Consider the following 15,926-nt stretch of genomic DNA (forward strand, 5'->3'; position numbering starts at 1 on the left):
CTCGGGCCCGGCCGGGCGGGTGGGGCTTGCCGTTCACCGTATAATTAGCGGCTATGCCCTTTCGGGCACACTCACTACAGAACGCCTCATGACGCCAGCGCTCAACAAACCCCTCCCGGAAATTGAAGCTCTTGCCACCGGCGGCGTGAAGTTCACGCCGAATGCCTTCCTGGGTCAGGCCGTGGTGCTGTACTTCTACCCGAAGGACAACACCCCGGGCTGCACGACCGAAGCCATGCAGTTCCGTGACCGCCACAAAGACTTTGTCAAGGCCGGCGCCGTGGTGCTGGGCGTGTCGCGCGACAACATGGTCTCGCACGACAAGTTCAAGCAGAACCTGGAGCTGCCCTTCGAGCTGATCGCCGACACGGAAGAGAAGCTCTGCCACATGTTCGGCGTGGTGAAGAACAAGATCATGTACGGCAAGAAGGTCAAGGGCATCGAGCGCTCCACCTTCCTGATCGACGCCCAGGGCATCCTGCGCGAAGAGTGGCGCGGCATCAAGGTCGCCGGCCATGTGGACGAGGTCCTCAAGGCCGTCAAGTCGCTCAAGAAGGACGCGGCCTAATCCCAGCGACATCAGTTCGCCAGTATCCCCGCAAAGCCGGTGCAGCCCCAGGGCCTCACCGGCTTTGTTGCATGGGCGCAGCGCCGCACGCGGTGTCACCCCCGCTGTGCATAATCGAGCCCATGCCCTGGTGCTCCCCTGCCTCCCAACGCGATGAAAGCCGTGCAGCACGCTGCGCGGCTTTTTGCTTTTGGAGCGCGGCCACCTATCTTTTGCCTTTGAACCCCGGGCCCTGAGTTCCAGGTCCTGCCTGCCATCACATGCCACTGCCCAAGCCCCCGACCAAGCGCGCCAGCCTCCTCGAGCCCTCCGCCTTTGCCGCCACGCTGGCGGTGAGCAAGCCCGCCCCGGCCCCAAGTCCGGCCGGCAAAGCCAGTCCCAAGACCGCGAGCAAGCGCGCCGCTGCGGCGCTACCGCCCGCACTGCCGCCGGTCGCCAGCGCCGCGCCCGCCGCGCAGCCCTCGGCTCGCAAGCCCGTCAGCGCACCGGCCCCGGCGGCACGGGCGCAGACCGTGGCCAACCCGGCTCAGCCCCCGGCACCGACCAGCCCTCAGCCCAAGCCCGCGGCCAAGAGCAAGCCGGCCTCCAAGGCCCGCAGCGCCAGCAAGCCCAAGCTCTTCGTGCTGGACACCAATGTGCTGATGCACGACCCGATGTCGCTGTTCCGCTTCGAGGAGCACGACATCTACCTGCCCATGATCACGCTCGAAGAGCTGGACGGGCACAAGAAGGGCATGACCGAGGTCGCGCGCAATGTGCGCCAGGTCAGCCGCGACCTGGACGCCCTGGCCGCCAGCCTGCAGCAGCACACCCTGGAAGAGATGGCCCAGGGCCTGCCGCTGGACGGCACCGGCCACCGCGAGGCCGGCGGCAAGCTCTTCTTCCAGACCCAGCTGCTGGACACCCCCCTGCCCCAGGGCCTGCCCCAGGGCAAGGCGGACAACCAGATCCTGGGCGTGGTGCAGGCGCTCAAGACGCAGCAGCCGGACCGCGAAGTCGTGCTGGTGTCCAAGGACATCAATATGCGCATCAAGGCCCGCGCCCTGGGCCTGGCTGCCGAGGACTACCGCAACGACAAGACGCTGGAGGATTCGGACCTGCTCTACACCGGCGTGCAGGCCCTGCCCGCCGACTTCTGGGAGCGCCATGGCAAGACCATGGAGAGCTGGCAGCAAGGCGGCCTGACCTACTACCGCATCAGCGGTCCCCTGGTGCCTTCGCTGCTGGTCAATGAGTTCGTCTATCTGGAGGCGCCGGGCGCCGCACCGCTCTACGCCAAGGTCACCGAGATCACCGGCAAGACCGCGGTGCTGCGCACGCTCAAGGACTACGGCCACCAGAAGAACGCCGTCTGGGGCGTGACCGCGCGCAACCGCGAGCAGAACTTCGCCTTGAATCTGCTGATGGACCCGGACTGCGACTTCATCACCCTGACCGGCACGGCCGGCACCGGCAAGACCTTGATGACCCTGGCCGCGGGCCTCTCCCAGGTGCTGGATGAGCGCCGTTACAGCGAGATCATCGTCACCCGCGTCACCGTGCCGGTGGGCGAGGACATCGGTTTCCTGCCCGGCACCGAGGAAGAGAAGATGAGCCCCTGGATGGGCGCCCTGGACGACAACCTGGAAGTGCTGGCCCGCGGCGACTCCAGCGCCGGCGAATGGGGTCGCGCCGCCACCAACGACCTGGTGCGCAGCAAGATCAAGATCAAGAGCCTGAACTTCATGCGCGGGCGCACCTTCCTGAACAAGTTCGTCATCATCGACGAGGCGCAGAACCTGACGCCCAAACAGATGAAGACCCTGATCACCCGCGCCGGCCCCGGCACCAAGATCGTCTGCCTGGGCAACCTCGCCCAGATTGACACGCCCTACCTCACCGAGGGCAGCTCGGGCCTGACCTTCGCGGTGGACCGCTTCAAGGGCTGGGCCCACAGCGGCCACATCACCCTGGCCCGCGGCGAGCGCTCGCGCCTGGCCGACTTCGCCTCGGAAGTGCTGTGAGTCCTGCGGCGTGAGTCTCTACGTCAGTGATCTGGACGGCACCCTGCTGGACCGCAGCGGCCAGCTCTCCAGCGCCACGCGGGCGGGCCTGGCCCGCCTGCTGGATGAGGGCCTGGTCTTCACGGTGGCCAGCGCCCGCCACGTGGTGTCCATCCAGCGCCTGCTGGAGGGCCTGCCGCTGCGCCTGCCGGTGATCTCCTCCAACGGCGCCTACCTCAGCGATATGGCCAGCGCCCGCCACGAACTGGTGCATGCCATGGCGCCTGAGCTGGGCCAGGCCCTGCTCGCCCTGGTGCGGCGCCACGGGCTCACGCCCTTTTGCGCCACCCATGGCCCCAAGGGCGACCAGCTCTTCTGGCAGAGCACGCACAACGCCGGCCAGCAGGCCTTTGTGGACGAGCGCATCAAGAATGGCGATCCGCGTCTGCGCCAGACACCGCGCCTGGAGCAGGAGCTGCGCGACCCGCTCGTCACCCTGGTGGTGGTGGATCGGCACGCGCCCCTGGAAGCCCTGCAGGCCGAGATCGAGGCCTTGTGTGGCGAGGCGGTGCAGACCCATCTGAACGAAGACCTCTACCTGCCCGAATGGCCCTGGCTCACCGTGCACGACCGGCGCGCCACCAAGGACCAGGCCATCCACACCCTGGCCCAGCGCTACGGACTGGCCGAGCGCGAGATCGTGGTCTTTGGCGACCATATCAACGATGTGTCCATGATGCGGGCCGCGCACCGCGGCATTGCCATGGGCAATGCCATCGAGGCGGTCAAGCAGGCGGCGCGCCAGGTGATCGGCCCCAATCACGAGGACAGCGTGCTGCGCTTTCTGGAGAGCGACTGGCGCCGCGGCGCCTGAGCCCGGGTCTGGACCTTCAGTCCTGCAGACTCTCGCCGGCCTCGGCCGAGCCCTCGTGCGCACGCAGCTGCGCAAAGATGAAGGCCGCCAGCGCAGCCATCACGCCGATGGCCAGATAGGTGCCGCGAAAGGCCGACATCAGGGGCACGCCCGCCTGGTGCCCCGGCCCCACCCCGACACCGCCCGAGAACAGCAGCAGCAGCGCGCTGGAGGTGGCCACGCCCAGGCTCATGGAGAGCTGCATCACCACCGAGAGCAGGCTGTTGCCGCTGCTGGCGGTGCGCGCGTCCAGCTCACCCAGCGTCAGGGTGTTCATGGCCGTGAACTGCAGGCTGTTGACCATGCCGAACAAGGCCAGGTGCAGGGCCAGGGCCCAGACCGGACCGCCGACCGGCACCAGGGCGAAGCTGGCGATCATGGCGCCCAGCAGCACGGTGTTGAGCACCAGCACGCGGCGGTAGCCCCAGGCGCGGATCAGGCGTATGGCCACGGTCTTGCTGGCCATGGCCCCGGCCACCGTGGGCACCATCATCAGACCCGCCGCGCTAGGCGAGTAGCCCAGACCCAGCTGCAGAAAGAGCGGGGTGAGAAAAGGCGTGGCCCCGCTGCCCAGGCGGGCGAAGACATTGCCGATCAGGCCGATGCGGTAGGTCGGGATGCTGAACAGCGCGCGCTCGAACAGAGGCTCGGGCGTGCGCGCCGCATGTAGCCAGTACGCCATCATGCAGGCCAGACCCGCCACCAGCATCACCAGGCCGATGGCCGTGCCGATCACATGCTCGCCCAGCCCCTGCAGAGCCAGGGACAGCAGCACCAGGCCGGCGCTGAAAAGCGCAAAGCCGCTGCCGTCGAAACGCCGCGGCGCGCTGGAGCGCAGCTGGGGCATGTAGCGAAGGCTGGCCAGCACGCCCAGCAGACCCACGGGCAGATTGATCAGGAAGATCCAGTGCCAGCTGACGTACTCGGTCAGAAAGCCGCCCAGGGCCGGTCCCACCAAGGGCCCCACCAAGCCCGGCAGGGCGATGAAGGTCATCACCGGCAGGAACTCATCTTTGGGAAAGGCGCGCAGCACCGTGAGCCGCCCCACCGGCACCAGCAGAGCCCCGCCCACGCCCTGCAGCACCCGGGCCGCCACCAGGGCGGGCAGCGAAGGCGAGAGCGCGCAGGCCAGGGAGCCGCCGCTGAACAGGGCGATGGCCCACAGGAAGACGGTGCGTGTGCCGAAGCGGTCGGCCAGCCAGCCCGAAGCCGGGATCAGCATGGCCACGGTCAGCAGGTAGGCCACGATGGCCGACTGCATGCGCAGCGGGTCCACCCCCAGGTCCCGCGCCATGCCCGGCAAGGCGGTGTTCAGGATGGTGACATCCAGGGTCTGCATGAAGAAGGCCAGGGCCACCACCCAGGGCAGGTAGCGGCGCGTGGCAGCGTCGAGCTCGGGGCGCTCGGAGTCGGTCTGGGACATGGCGCAAGTATCGCGTTCGCTCCCGGGCTCGCCCAGAAAAAAGCCCGCCGGGCCGGGGCCGGACGGGCGCTATGCGCAGGCTCCAGACAGGCTCAGGGCTTGCGCAGTTCCTCGAAGAAGGCCTTGGAGTTGCTGTCGCGCTGCAGGAACTCACGCACCAGCTCCGGCGCGGGCTTCTGGCCGCCATTGCCCAGCACGATGTCACGGTAGCGCTTGCCCACCTCGGGGTTCAGCTTGTTGCCATTCTGAAAGGCCGTACGCAGATCCATGGCCAGCACCAGGCTCCAGAGATAGCCGTAGTAGCCGGCGCCATAGCCGCCCGCAATATGCGCAAATCCTGCCGGGAACATGGTGCCCGGCACATGGCCCAGGGGCGTGGCGCCTTCCATGCGGGCCCACAGCGGCAGGGCCTGCTGGGGCTCGCTGCCATAGAGGGCCAGGTCATAGCTGGCATACAGGTGCTGACGGCCATAGAAGCTGCCCTTGGCAAAGCCCTTGGCGGCCACGGCCTGATCGATCAGGGCGTCGGGTACCGGCTTGCAGCCGGGGCAGACCTCCTGCATCAGCTTGAGCACCTGCTTGTCATAGACCCAGTCTTCCAGCATCTGCGAGGGGGCCTCGACGAAGTCATGCATCACCGAGGTGCCGCCCTGCGCCGCGTAACGGGTGGCCGAGAGGTTGTTGTGCACCGCATGGCCCAGCTCATGCAGCAGGGTTTCCATCTCGTCCAGGGTCAGGCCTTGACGGTCGAAGTTGACCACCAGGGCCGCCGTGGGCGTGCGCTGGATGCGGGTGGCGCTGCTGCGCAGCGGCCAGACCGCGGCGTGGTTGTACTTGCCCTCGCGCGGATACAGGTCCACATAGAGCATGCCCAGGCTCTTGCCGCTGGCCACATCGCTCACCGCGTAGGCCAGAACCTCGGCATGCCAGGTCTTCACCTTCACCGGGGTGTAGCGCACGCCCATCATCTTCTCGATCACACGCAGGGTGAAAGCCAGGCTTTCCTGCGGCGGGAAGTACTGACGGAAGGCCTCCTGATCGACGCTGAAACGCTGCTTGCGGATGCGCTCGGTGTAGAAGCTGGCATCCCAGCGCTGCACCGTGACCGCCTCGGGCGCCAGCCCCAGATGCTCGGCCTTGGCCTGGCGCAGGGCTTGCACATCGCTGCGCTCGCCCTCCACCACCGCACTCTTCACATCGTCCAGGAAGCGTTGGGCGGTGGCGCCGTCCTTGGCCATGCGGCGACGCAGATTGAAGTCGGCGTAGTTGCTGAAGCCAAACAGCCCGGCGTACTCGCGCCGCTTGGCGGCGATTTGGTCGAGCAGCTGCAGATTGGCCTCGCCCCCCTCGTTCACCTTGGCGCGCCACATGCGCTCGCGCGTGGTCTCCAGCTCCGCGCTCTGCATCACGGGCACATAGCTGGGATAGTCCACCCCCAGCACCACACGCCCTTGCTCATCACGCGGCGCCTTCTCCCATACCGCAGCGGGCACACCCTTGAGTTCCGCCTCGGCAAATGCCAGCTTGATGCCGGCATCACGGATGTTCTTGTCGAACTGCTGGTTCAGCTCGGTCAGCTGATCCGACAGCTGCTTGGCGCGCTGGCGCTGCTTCGGCGGCAAGGCCACACCCCCATCCTCGAAGGCGGCCAGGGCGGCAATCACCAGCTCGCGGTCGATGGCGTCGGCCGTGGGCGCCCGCTTGAGCGCCTTGTAGAGCTTCTCGTTCTGGCTGAAGCTGGACGAGAAATCCGCCCAGCGCAAGGAGCAGGCCTGCGCGGCCTCGCGCACCGCCTTGCTCGGATGCACATGCAGCATGAAGTCCAGGGGGTACTGGGTGTCTTCCTGGAAGGCATAGAAGTCATCGAAGGCCGCCAACCAAGAGGCATCGACCTTGCGCCGCTCCAGCGCCTTCAGGCGCTGCTGCGCGGCCAGCAAGCCCTTGTCGCAGGCGGCCTTGACGGCCGGGGCGCTCTGGTAGATCGGGAGGGCTGCCGGGGCCGGCCCACGTGCCAGGGCCTGTGACGCGCCCAGTGCCACCAGGCCGCCCAGCAGCAAGCGGCCATGCATCTTCATCTTCATGCTCTTATGCTCCTTGCCGCAAGGCTGCGGCACGCGCGGCGATTGTGCCGCCGGGCCGAGGGCAGGCACGCCCGCCTTGCGACGGACGGCCAAAGCAAGGGAGCGAAGTGCGGCGACGCCTCAGTTCGCCACCAGCTCGCGGATCTGCTGCAGGGCGCTGGGATCCTCGATGGTGGTCAGGTCGCCCGGATCGCGGCCCTCGCACACGGCCTGGATGGCCCGGCGCAAGAGCTTGCCCGAGCGGGTCTTGGGCAGCACGTTCACGAAGCGCACCCGCGCCGGCCGCGCCACGGCGCCCAGCTGCTGGTCCACCTGCTTCATGATGGCGCCCTCTTCCTGCAGCGCGTCCACAGCCGGGTTCTTGAGCACGGCAAAAGCCATGGCCACCTGGCCCTTAAGCGCATCGGCCACACCCACCACGGCCACCTCCGCCACATTGGGATGGCTGGCGATGCTCTCCTCGATCTCCCGCGTGCCCAGGCGATGGCCGGCCACATTGATCACATCATCGGTACGGCCCAGGATGAAGTAGTAGCCGTCCGCATCGCGCAGGCCCCAGTCAAAGGTGGAATAGACCTGCTGCCCCGGGATGCTGGACCAGTAGGTCTTTACATAGCGCTCGTCGTCGCCCCACACGGTCTGCAGGCAGCCCGGCGGCAGGGGATAGGCAATGGTCAGCACGCCCTTCTTGTTGGGCTCGCGCAGCTCCTCGCCGGTGTTCTCGTCCAGCAGGCGCACGTCATAGCCATACATGGCCCGGCCGGGCGAGCCGAAGCGCGTGGGCGTGGGCGCCACGCCGTGGGCCACGGTCAGGATGGGCCAGCCGGTCTCGGTCTGCCAGTAGTTGTCGATCACGGGCTTGCCCAGACCCTCGCAGATCCAGCGCGAGGTGGGCTCGTCCAGCGGCTCACCGGCCAGGAAGAGCGCGCGCAGCGAGGACAGGTCGTACTTCGTCAGATAGGCCGGGTCCTGCTTCTTGAGCACGCGCACCGCCGTGGGCGCGCTGAACATCACCGTGACCCGGTACTTCTCCACCAGCTGCCACCAGATGCCAGCATCGGGGCGGGTGGGCAGGCCCTCGAACATCAGCGTGGCCATGCCGGCCAGCAGGGGGCCGTAGATGATGTAGCTGTGGCCCACCACCCAGCCGATATCGCTGGTGCTGAAATAGGTCTCGCCGGGCCGGCCGCAGAAGATGTGCTGCATGCTGGCCGCCAGAGCCACGGCATAACCGCCGGTGTCGCGCTGCACGCCCTTGGGCTTGCCCGTGGTGCCGCTGGTGTAGAGCGTGTAGCTGGGATGCTCGGCCGGCAGCCAGGCGCAGGGCACGCGGGCGTCCAGATGTTGCTCGCGCAGGGCCGCGTAGTCCAGGTCCCGTCCGGCCACCAGGCTCATGGGCGCCAGACCGCGGTCCACCATCAGCACGGCCTCGGGCTTGTGGGCCGCAAGGGTGATGGCCTCGTCCAGCAGGTGCTTGTAGGGCACGACCTTGCCGCCGCGGCTGCCGGCGTCGGCGCTGACGATGAGCTTCGGGCTGGCATCCTCGATGCGGCTGGCCAGGGACACGCTGGCAAAGCCGCCGAACACCACCGAGTGGATGGCGCCTATGCGTGCGCAGGCCAGCATGGCAAAGGCCGCCTCGGGAATCATGGGCATATAGATCAGCACACGGTCGCCCTGCCCTACCCCTTGAGCCTGCAGGATGGCGGCCATGCGCTCCACCTCGCGCTGCAGCTGGGCAAAGCTGTAGACCCGCTCCTGCTCCACCTCGGTGGAGACCCAGATCAGCGCACGATCCTCGGGGCGCTTGGCCGCATGACGGTCCACCGCGTTGTAGCAGAGATTGGTGCGCCCACCCACGAACCAGCGCGCAAAAGGCGGGCGGCAGGTGTCGCAGACCTGCTCGAAAGGCTGCTGCCAGTCGATCAGCGCGGCCTGCTCGGTCCAGAAGGCATCGCGATCGCGCAGCGAACGCTCATGGAAGTCTTGATAGGGATCCCGAACCTGATTCGTCATCGCACTGTCTCCTGAAGCATCTCGTAGTGGCACGCGGGTTACGGCTCGGTTTCATATTTCAGGCAGATGCACTGACTGCAGCCTGACCCGCTCGCGACATTCTTCACGCTGCCCTGATGACTTGAAACATCTTTGCGCAGGCTCAAGCCCCTGCAGGGGCGGCTTCGGCCCCCTCCTGTGTTCAAATTCGGGTTTGTACTGAATTTTCACGAGAGGCCCGGGGACTTACCCGCAGGGCCCACCCATATCGCTTGACCGTCTGCAACGCCCCCGCCTAAGCTGCGCGCCGACCACCATGTTCGACGCCAGCCGCGCCGCCCCTTCTGCCGCCCCTCGACAGCGACTGCACAGCCTTACGCGGGCTGGCGGCTTGCTGCTGTCGTGCGCGCTGCTCCTGGGTTCGGCACAGGCGCAGCAGCTGCCCACGGCGGCGCTGCCGGCCCAGGCCGCGGCCTCACAGGGCAGCGCCCAGCCCGCCAGCGATGTGGTCAGCCGTTTCCTGATCGAGCGCGGCATCCTGGGACAGGCCGCCAACGAAGGCCTGCTGGGCCAGGTGCGGGACAAGGCCTCGGAACTCGTGCTCTCGTCCATGAACTTCCTGGGCGTGCCCTACAAGCGGGGTGGCAACTCCGCCGAAAGCGGCTTCGATTGCTCGGGCTTCACACGCCATATTTTCGAGATGAGCGTGGGGCTGGTGCTGCCGCGCCGCGCCGATGAACAGGCCAAGCTCTCCAGCCTGCTGCCCATCAAGAAGGACGAGCTCAAGCCGGGCGATCTGGTGTTCTTCAACACTATGCGCCGCACCTTTTCCCATGTGGGCATCTATGTGGGCGACGGCAAGTTCATCCACTCTCCGCGGGCCGGTGGCAAGGTGCGCGTGGAAGACATGCGTGATGCCTACTGGGCCAAGCGCTTCACCGGCGCACGCCGCGCCGACCTCGGTGCCGACAAGGGTGTGAGCGCCACGGCGCTGAACTGAATGCCCTCGCGACCGCGGTCGCGGCTCCGCTACAGTGATGCCTCTCTTGCCGCATCGCCATGAGCCGACTGACTGCCGAATTCTCCCGCCTGTATCTGCAAGACGCTGACAGCCTGCTGAGCCCCGAAGGGCACAGCCGGGCGCTGGTGCTAGCACTGCGCGCCCCGGCCGACTGGAGCCGGCTGGGCCAGGTCTGGAACGGCGTCCAGCAAGACCTGGACCTGCCCGCACCCGCCATCGCCGTCTCGGGGCGCGATGCCATCCAGCTCTGGTTCTCACTGGCCCAGGCGGTGGATCTGGGTCAGGCTCAGCGCTTCTTGCAAGGTCTGCAGCGCCGCTATCTGGCCGATCTGAGCGCTCAACGCCTGGAGCTGCTGCCCCGGACCGAAGCCGCAGGCACGCGCCACGCGGCCCGGGTGCCGGCGGAGCAGTCCGGCGCTGAAGGTCATTGGTCGGCCTTTGTGGCCGCGGACCTGGCCCCGGTGTTCGCCGACACGCCTTGGCTGGACCTGCCGCCCAGCGAGGACGGTCAGGCCGATCTGCTCAAGACCCTGGCCTCGATCAAGCCCGAGGCCTTTGTCGCAGCCCTGGCCCAGCTGGCGCCCGCGGCGGCACCGGATGCACCGGCCTCACCGGCGGCGTCGGCCCCGGCGGCCACTGGCGCCGGCGCTGCCAGCACGGGCCGCATCGAAGACCCCCGGCAGTTCCTGCTGCAGGTGATGAATGACGCCAGCGCGCCCCTGGCCCAGCGCATCGAGGCGGCCAAGGCCCTGCTGAGCGCTCCGGCGGCGCGCTGAAGCGGCCCCGGCCGGGACCGCCACACGCTGGCGCTCAGAAGGCGGCGATGCCGGTCTGCGCACGGCCCAGGATCAGGGCATGGATGTCATGCGTGCCCTCGTAGGTGTTGACCACCTCCAGGTTCACCAGATGGCGGGCAATGCCGAACTCGTCGCTGATGCCGTTGCCGCCCAGCATGTCGCGCGCCATGCGGGCGATGTCCAGGGCCTTGCCGCAGCTGTTGCGCTTCATGATGGAGGTGATCTCCACCGCGGCCGTGCCCTCGTCCTTCATGCGGCCCAGACGCAGACAGCCCTGCAGGCCCAGGGTGATCTCGGTCTGCATATCGGCCAGCTTCTTCTGGATCAGCTGATTGGCGGCCAGGGGCTTGCCGAACTGCTGGCGGTCCATGGTGTACTGGCGCGCGGTGTGCCAGCAGAACTCGGCAGCACCCAAGGCACCCCAGGCAATGCCGTAGCGGGCGCTGTTCAGGCAGGTGAAGGGGCCCTTGAGGCCGCGCACCTCGGGGAAGGCGTTCTCCTCGGGGCAGAAGACCTTGTCCATCACGATCTCGCCGGTGATGGAGGCACGCAGACCCACCTTGCCATGGATGGCCGGGGCAGACAGGCCCTTCCAGCCCTTCTCCAGCACAAAGCCGCGGATCTGGCCGCCGTCGTCCTTGGCCCAGACCACGAAGACGTCGGCGATGGGACTGTTGGTGATCCACATCTTGGCGCCGCTGAGCTCGTAGCCGCCGTCCACCTTGCGGGCACGGGTGATCATGGAGCCGGGGTCGGAGCCGTGGTTGGGCTCGGTCAGGCCGAAGCAGCCGATCCACTCGCCACTGGCCAGCTTGGGCAGGTACTTCTGCTTGGTGGCCTCGCTGCCGAACTCGTTGATGGGCACCATCACCAGGGAGCTCTGCACGCTCATCATGGAGCGGTAGCCCGAGTCCACGCGCTCCACCTCGCGGGCGATCAGGCCGTAGCAGACATAGTTCAGGCCGGCGCCGCCGTACTGCTCGGGAATAGTGGGGCCCAGGAGGCCCAGCTCGCCCATCTCGCGGAAGATGGCTGCGTCGGTCTTCTCATGGCGGAAGGCCTCGAGCACGCGCGGGGCCAGGCGGTCCTGGCAGTAGGCGCGGGCCGCATCGCGCACCGCACGCTCGTCCTCGCTGAGCTGCTGCTCCAGCAGCAGCGGATCGTCCCATTGAAATCGTGCCTTGTTGCTGGCCATGGTGAAAGTCTCCTGCGTGAATGCCATGCGCCGGGCGCGAGCGGGCGCCGGCTTGATGGCTGCCAGTATTCCGCGTGCAGCCATTCGTGTCCAATACGAATAAGCCATTCAACAATAGGCAGCACATATGACACTCTCCGCCCCTGCCGCCGTGGATCTCAAGCGCGTGGAACTGCGCCATCTGCGCTACTTCCTGGCCCTGGCCGAGGAGCTGCACTTCGGCCGCGCCGCCCAGCGGCTGGCCATGTCCCAGCCACCGCTCTCGGTCGCCCTGCAGCAGCTGGAGTCGGCCGTGGGCGCACGCCTGCTGGACCGCGACAGCAAGGGCGTGCGCCTCACGCCGGCGGGTCTGGCCTTTCAAGCCAGCGCCCAGTCGCTCCTGGGCCGCTTCGAGGAGGCCTGCTCCCAGGCCCGTGAGGTACAGGCCGGCGAAATCGGCCGGCTGCGCCTGGGCTTTGTGGGTTCCACCCTGTTCCATGGGCTGCCGGATTGGCTGACAGCCTTCCAAGCCTCCCACCCCAGGGTGGAGGTGGTCGTCGTGGAGCTCAACTCCCAGGACCAGATTCAGGCCTTGCTGCAGGAGGAGTTGGACCTGGCCCTGCTGCACAGCGACCGCCTGCCCCCCAGCCTGGACAGCTGCCCCCTCTACGACGAGCCCTTCATGGCCTGCCTGCCCGCCAGCCATGCCGCCGCGCAAAAGCGGCGGCTCACGCTGTCCAGCCTGAGCGACCAGCCCTTCATCCTGTTCTCGCGCCGCGGCTCACCGGACTATCACGCCCGCATCCTGGAGATGTGCCGTCAGCAGGGCTTCTATCCCCGTCTGCAGCATGAGGGGCGGCACTGGCTCTCGGTCGTGTCCCTGGTGGCGCGCGGGCTGGGCGTGTCCATCGTGCCCGCGGCCTTTCGTGAGGCCGGCATCCAGGGCGCGGTGTTCAAGCCCCTGGCCGAAACCATGGACCGCAGCCATGTTTTCGCGGCCTGGCGGCGCGACTCCGCGGCGGGTTTGCGGGAGGCCTTTCTGGCGGCCCGCCGCAGCGGCTGAGGAGCGTCGGCACACACCGCGGCAGCAAGTCCCGCAAGGGGTTCAGCAAGCGCGGCTCGAAAAGCCCGAGGGCTTTGCGACAATCCACGCCCATGCTCGACGTCGTTGTCCTCTTTTTTGCCCTCGGGGTTTTCGCGCGCGTGGTCAAGAGCGATCTGCGCCTGCCGGAAGCGTTGTACGAAACCCTCACCATCTATCTGCTGCTGGCCATAGGCCTCAAGGGCGGGCTGGAGCTGAGCCGGCAACCCCTGATGGACCTGCTGCCCCAGGTGCTGGGCGTGATGATTCTGGGCGCCCTGGTCCCGCTGGCGGTCACGCCGCTGCTGCGCCTGGCCGGGCTCAAGCCCGTGGATGCGGCCGGCCTGGCCGCGCATTACGGCTCGGTCAGCGTCGTGACCTTCGCCGTGGCCCTGACCGCGGTGCAGCGCGCTGGCCTGCCCTATGAATCACACGCCGCCCTGTGGGTGGCGGTGATGGAAGCGCCGGGCCTGGTGGTGGGCATCGTGCTGGCCCGCCTGGCACTCAAGCGCGCGGATACCGGCAGCGGCCGCATACGCTGGGATCTGCTGGCCCATGAGGTGCTGCTGGGCAAGAGCGTCTTGCTGCTGATGGGCGGCTTGCTCATCGGTGCGGTGGCGGGAGACGCGGGCGTGGCGCCCATCAAGGCGGTGTTCATCGACCCCTTCAAGGGCGTGCTGGCCCTGTTCCTGCTGGAGCTGGGCCTGGTGGCGGGCGGCCAGCTCGGGGCGCTCAAGCGCCATGGCATCAAGCTCGTGCTCCTGGGCTGCGCCCTGCCACCGCTGCTGGCCCTGGCCGGCGCGACCGTCGGCATGCTGCTGGGGCTGCAAGTCGGCGGCGTGACGCTGCTGGCCACCCTGGCGGCCAGCGCCAGCTATATCGCGGCACCGGCCGCGCTGCGCGTGGCGGTCCCCCAGGCCAATACCGGGCTGGCCATCGCCTGCGCCCTCGGCGTCACCTTTCCCTTCAATCTGCTGGTGGGCATTCCGCTGTACCTGCACCTCGCTCCGCACTTCACGCGATGAACAACAAGCACCACCCCAAGACCAAGCTGACCCTGGTGGCCGAGGCCGCGCTGGAGCCGCGCCTGCTGGCCGAGCTCAAGCGCCACCAGGCCCATGTCTGGACCATCAGCGAGGTGCGCGGCGCCTTTCCGGAAGGGGAGCGCGACGGCGACTGGGAAGCCAACCGCACCATCGAGATCAAGGTGATCTGCGAGCCGTCCGTGGCCGATGCGATTGCCGACGCGGTGCTGGCCAAGTACGCGCAGGACTACAGCGTGGTGATGTACTTCAGCGATGTGAGCGTGCTGCGCGCCGAGCGCTACTGAGCGGGCCCAAGCCCTGCCGGCTCAGGGCAGCACCGCGGTCACTTCGATCTCCACCTTGGCCCGGTCCTCCATCAGACCAGCCACCTGCACCGCGCTCATCGCAATGCCGTACTCGGTGCCCAGCACCTCGCGGTAGACCTGCCCCACCTCGCGACCGCGTGCCAGGTATTCGCGCTTGTCGATCAGATACCAGGTCATGCGGGTGATGTGCTGGGGGGTGGCACCGGCCTCGGCCAGCACGGCCTTGATGTTGAGCAGGGTCTGGCGCACCTGGGCGATGAAGTCATCGCTCTCGAACTGGCACTGCGCATTCCAGCCAATCTGGCCGGCCACATAGATTTGGCGCCCGCTGGCGGCCACGCCATTGGCGTAGCCGCGTGGCGGGGCCCAGCCGGCGGGCTGAAGAATCTGCTTGTTGGTGTTCATGGCTTGTCTCCTACGGCGCGTTCCAGGGCGGCGCGCAAATCATCGGGAAAGGGCTGGGCCTTGTGCGTCTCCAGCGAGGTGCAGACCAGCACCTGGTCAAAGCGCACCCGCGGGCCGTCAAGGCCCTCGAACACCACCCGCAGCGCCAGGGAGCTGCGGCCCAGCTTCTCGATGGCAATGGTCTGGCGCAACACATCGCCCATGCGGCTGATGCGCTGGAACTCGGTGTCCAGCCGCACCGTGGGCAGGCCCACGCGGCGCGGCCCCAGCAGCTGCGCATAGTCCACGCCCAGACCCTGGGTGTGCCAGTCCTCGATCAGCGCATTGAGCATCTCGAAGTAGCGTGGATAGAAGACGATGCCCGCCGGGTCGCAGTGGCCGAAGCGCACCAGCTCCTGGCGTTCGAAAACAATCGTGTCCTTGCTCATGGGCTCAGACCCCCAGATAGCGGTGCCAGAGGCCGTGATCGGCATCCAGGGCCGCCGAATCGCCCTGCCAGACCACGCGGCCGCGCTCCAGGATGCTGTGCTGGTCGGCCAGACGGATCAGGCGCTTCACATACTTGTCCACCACCAGAATGGTCTGGCCCGCGGCACGCAAGGTGGCCAGGCAGCGCCAGATCTCCTCGCGGATCAGCGGGGCCAGGCCTTCGGTGGCCTCGTCCAGAATCATCAGGCGCGGATTGGTCACCAGGGCCCGGCCTATGGCCAGCATCTGCTGCTCGCCGCCCGAGAGCTGGTTGCCCATATTGCTGCTGCGCTCCCGCAGGCGCGGGAAGAGCGCGAACACCCGCTCCACATCCCAGGGATCACTCGCCCCGCTGCGGTTGGCGGCAAAGGCTTCCAGATGCTCGCGCACCGAGAGATTGGGGAAGACCTGGCGCCCCTCCGGCACGATGGCCAGGCCCAGGCGCGCGATGCGGTCGGCGCCCCAGCCCGTCACGTCCTCGCCGGCAAAGCGGACGCGGCCGCCACTGGGCGCCATCCAGCCCGTCAGGCATTTGAGCGTGCTGCTCTTGCCCATGCCATTCCGGCCCAGCAGGGTCACAACCTGGCCCTGCTCCACCCGCAGATCCAGTCCGAACAGCACCTGGCTGCGGCCATAGCAGGCCTCCAGGCCCGATACCTCGAGCAGA

General features: G+C 67.7%; 15 protein-coding genes. 8 read left to right on the forward strand and 7 right to left on the reverse strand.

Annotation, left to right across the window (positions count from 1 at the left end; all coding sequences use genetic code 11):
- The first annotated feature begins 88 nt into the window (after nt 1-88).
- From DFR39_RS13340 to DFR39_RS13350, 3 genes are all read left to right on the forward strand, one after another.
- Complete coding sequence (locus DFR39_RS13340; protein ID WP_133604074.1) at nt 89-568, forward strand: peroxiredoxin; 480 nt, start codon at nt 89-91, stop codon at nt 566-568.
- A gap of 260 nt (nt 569-828) precedes the next feature.
- Nucleotides 829-2,571: a PhoH family protein gene (locus DFR39_RS13345; RefSeq protein ID WP_133604075.1), complete on the forward strand. Its 1,743-nt coding sequence runs from the start codon at nt 829-831 to the stop codon at nt 2,569-2,571.
- A gap of 10 nt (nt 2,572-2,581) precedes the next feature.
- Nucleotides 2,582-3,424, forward strand: a complete 843-nt coding sequence (locus DFR39_RS13350; RefSeq protein WP_133604076.1) for an HAD family hydrolase — start codon at nt 2,582-2,584, stop codon at nt 3,422-3,424.
- A gap of 16 nt (nt 3,425-3,440) precedes the next feature.
- On the opposite strand, the gene mdtD is transcribed toward DFR39_RS13350, so the two are convergent.
- The 3 genes from mdtD to DFR39_RS13365 all read right to left on the reverse strand — a co-directional run bounded on the left by mdtD (nt 3,441) and on the right by DFR39_RS13365 (nt 8,983).
- Nucleotides 3,441-4,886: a multidrug transporter subunit MdtD gene (gene mdtD, locus DFR39_RS13355; RefSeq protein WP_133604077.1), complete on the reverse strand. Its 1,446-nt coding sequence runs from the start codon at nt 4,884-4,886 to the stop codon at nt 3,441-3,443.
- 92 nt (nt 4,887-4,978) lie between these two features.
- Nucleotides 4,979-6,967, reverse strand: coding sequence for a M3 family metallopeptidase (locus DFR39_RS13360; protein WP_246030827.1), 1,989 nt, complete (start codon nt 6,965-6,967; stop codon nt 4,979-4,981).
- Between the two features lie 120 nt (nt 6,968-7,087).
- Nucleotides 7,088-8,983: a propionate--CoA ligase gene (locus tag DFR39_RS13365; protein ID WP_133604078.1), complete on the reverse strand. Its 1,896-nt coding sequence runs from the start codon at nt 8,981-8,983 to the stop codon at nt 7,088-7,090.
- A 373-nt stretch (nt 8,984-9,356) separates the two neighbouring features.
- Between DFR39_RS13365 and DFR39_RS13370 the strand changes: the two genes are divergently transcribed.
- Complete coding sequence (locus DFR39_RS13370; protein WP_409845753.1) at nt 9,357-9,962, forward strand: C40 family peptidase; 606 nt, start codon at nt 9,357-9,359, stop codon at nt 9,960-9,962.
- Between the two features lie 59 nt (nt 9,963-10,021).
- Nucleotides 10,022-10,759: a hypothetical protein gene (locus DFR39_RS13375; protein WP_133604080.1), complete on the forward strand. Its 738-nt coding sequence runs from the start codon at nt 10,022-10,024 to the stop codon at nt 10,757-10,759.
- A 34-nt stretch (nt 10,760-10,793) separates the two neighbouring features.
- Here DFR39_RS13375 and DFR39_RS13380 read toward each other — a convergent pair whose 3' ends face one another.
- The gene (locus tag DFR39_RS13380; RefSeq protein WP_133604081.1) at nt 10,794-11,975 is read right to left on the reverse strand and encodes an acyl-CoA dehydrogenase; all 1,182 of its coding nucleotides are present in this window, start codon (nt 11,973-11,975) and stop codon (nt 10,794-10,796) included.
- Nucleotides 11,976-12,102: 127 nt separating this feature from the next.
- Between DFR39_RS13380 and DFR39_RS13385 the strand changes: the two genes are divergently transcribed.
- The 3 genes from DFR39_RS13385 (at nt 12,103) to DFR39_RS13395 (ending at nt 14,365) form a co-directional block, all read left to right on the forward strand.
- Nucleotides 12,103-13,017: a LysR family transcriptional regulator gene (locus tag DFR39_RS13385; RefSeq protein ID WP_246030828.1), complete on the forward strand. Its 915-nt coding sequence runs from the start codon at nt 12,103-12,105 to the stop codon at nt 13,015-13,017.
- A 92-nt stretch (nt 13,018-13,109) separates the two neighbouring features.
- Entirely contained in the window at nt 13,110-14,060 is a 951-nt protein-coding gene (locus tag DFR39_RS13390) for a sodium-dependent bicarbonate transport family permease (RefSeq protein WP_133604082.1), read from the forward strand.
- On the forward strand, nt 14,057-14,365 hold the full coding sequence (locus DFR39_RS13395; protein ID WP_133604083.1) for a P-II family nitrogen regulator: 309 nt from the start codon (nt 14,057-14,059) through the stop codon (nt 14,363-14,365). Before DFR39_RS13390 ends, DFR39_RS13395 begins: the two co-directional genes overlap by 4 nt.
- A gap of 21 nt (nt 14,366-14,386) precedes the next feature.
- On the opposite strand, the gene DFR39_RS13400 is transcribed toward DFR39_RS13395, so the two are convergent.
- From DFR39_RS13400 to DFR39_RS13410, 3 genes are read right to left on the reverse strand one after another with little or no spacing between them, the layout of a single operon-like run.
- Nucleotides 14,387-14,791, reverse strand: a complete 405-nt coding sequence (locus DFR39_RS13400; protein WP_133604084.1) for a RidA family protein — start codon at nt 14,789-14,791, stop codon at nt 14,387-14,389.
- A complete protein-coding gene (locus tag DFR39_RS13405) occupies nt 14,788-15,219 on the reverse strand; it encodes an acyl-CoA thioesterase (protein ID WP_133604085.1) in 432 nt (143 codons plus the stop codon). The genes DFR39_RS13400 and DFR39_RS13405 overlap by 4 nt, the downstream gene beginning before the upstream one ends.
- A 4-nt stretch (nt 15,220-15,223) precedes the next feature.
- Nucleotides 15,224-15,925, reverse strand: coding sequence for an ABC transporter ATP-binding protein (locus DFR39_RS13410; protein WP_133604260.1), 702 nt, complete (start codon nt 15,923-15,925; stop codon nt 15,224-15,226).
- Nucleotide 15,926: the final 1 nt, after the last annotated feature.

Source organism: Roseateles asaccharophilus (assembly GCF_004362405.1).
Lineage (GTDB): Bacteria > Pseudomonadota > Gammaproteobacteria > Burkholderiales > Burkholderiaceae_C > Kinneretia > Kinneretia asaccharophila.

Coding starts and splice junctions, on each gene's coding strand:
- DFR39_RS13340 (WP_133604074.1), top strand. CDS start 89: ATGACGCCAGCGCTCAACAAACCCCTCCCGGAAATTGAAGCTCTTGCC.
- DFR39_RS13345 (WP_133604075.1), top strand. CDS start 829: ATGCCACTGCCCAAGCCCCCGACCAAGCGCGCCAGCCTCCTCGAGCCC.
- mdtD (WP_133604077.1), bottom strand. CDS start 4,886: ATGTCCCAGACCGACTCCGAGCGCCCCGAGCTCGACGCTGCCACGCGC.
- DFR39_RS13360 (WP_246030827.1), bottom strand. CDS start 6,967: ATGAAGATGAAGATGCATGGCCGCTTGCTGCTGGGCGGCCTGGTGGCA.
- DFR39_RS13365 (WP_133604078.1), bottom strand. CDS start 8,983: ATGACGAATCAGGTTCGGGATCCCTATCAAGACTTCCATGAGCGTTCG.
- DFR39_RS13375 (WP_133604080.1), top strand. CDS start 10,022: ATGAGCCGACTGACTGCCGAATTCTCCCGCCTGTATCTGCAAGACGCT.
- DFR39_RS13380 (WP_133604081.1), bottom strand. CDS start 11,975: ATGGCCAGCAACAAGGCACGATTTCAATGGGACGATCCGCTGCTGCTG.
- DFR39_RS13385 (WP_246030828.1), top strand. CDS start 12,103: ATGACACTCTCCGCCCCTGCCGCCGTGGATCTCAAGCGCGTGGAACTG.
- DFR39_RS13390 (WP_133604082.1), top strand. CDS start 13,110: ATGCTCGACGTCGTTGTCCTCTTTTTTGCCCTCGGGGTTTTCGCGCGC.
- DFR39_RS13395 (WP_133604083.1), top strand. CDS start 14,057: ATGAACAACAAGCACCACCCCAAGACCAAGCTGACCCTGGTGGCCGAG.
- DFR39_RS13400 (WP_133604084.1), bottom strand. CDS start 14,791: ATGAACACCAACAAGCAGATTCTTCAGCCCGCCGGCTGGGCCCCGCCA.
- DFR39_RS13405 (WP_133604085.1), bottom strand. CDS start 15,219: ATGAGCAAGGACACGATTGTTTTCGAACGCCAGGAGCTGGTGCGCTTC.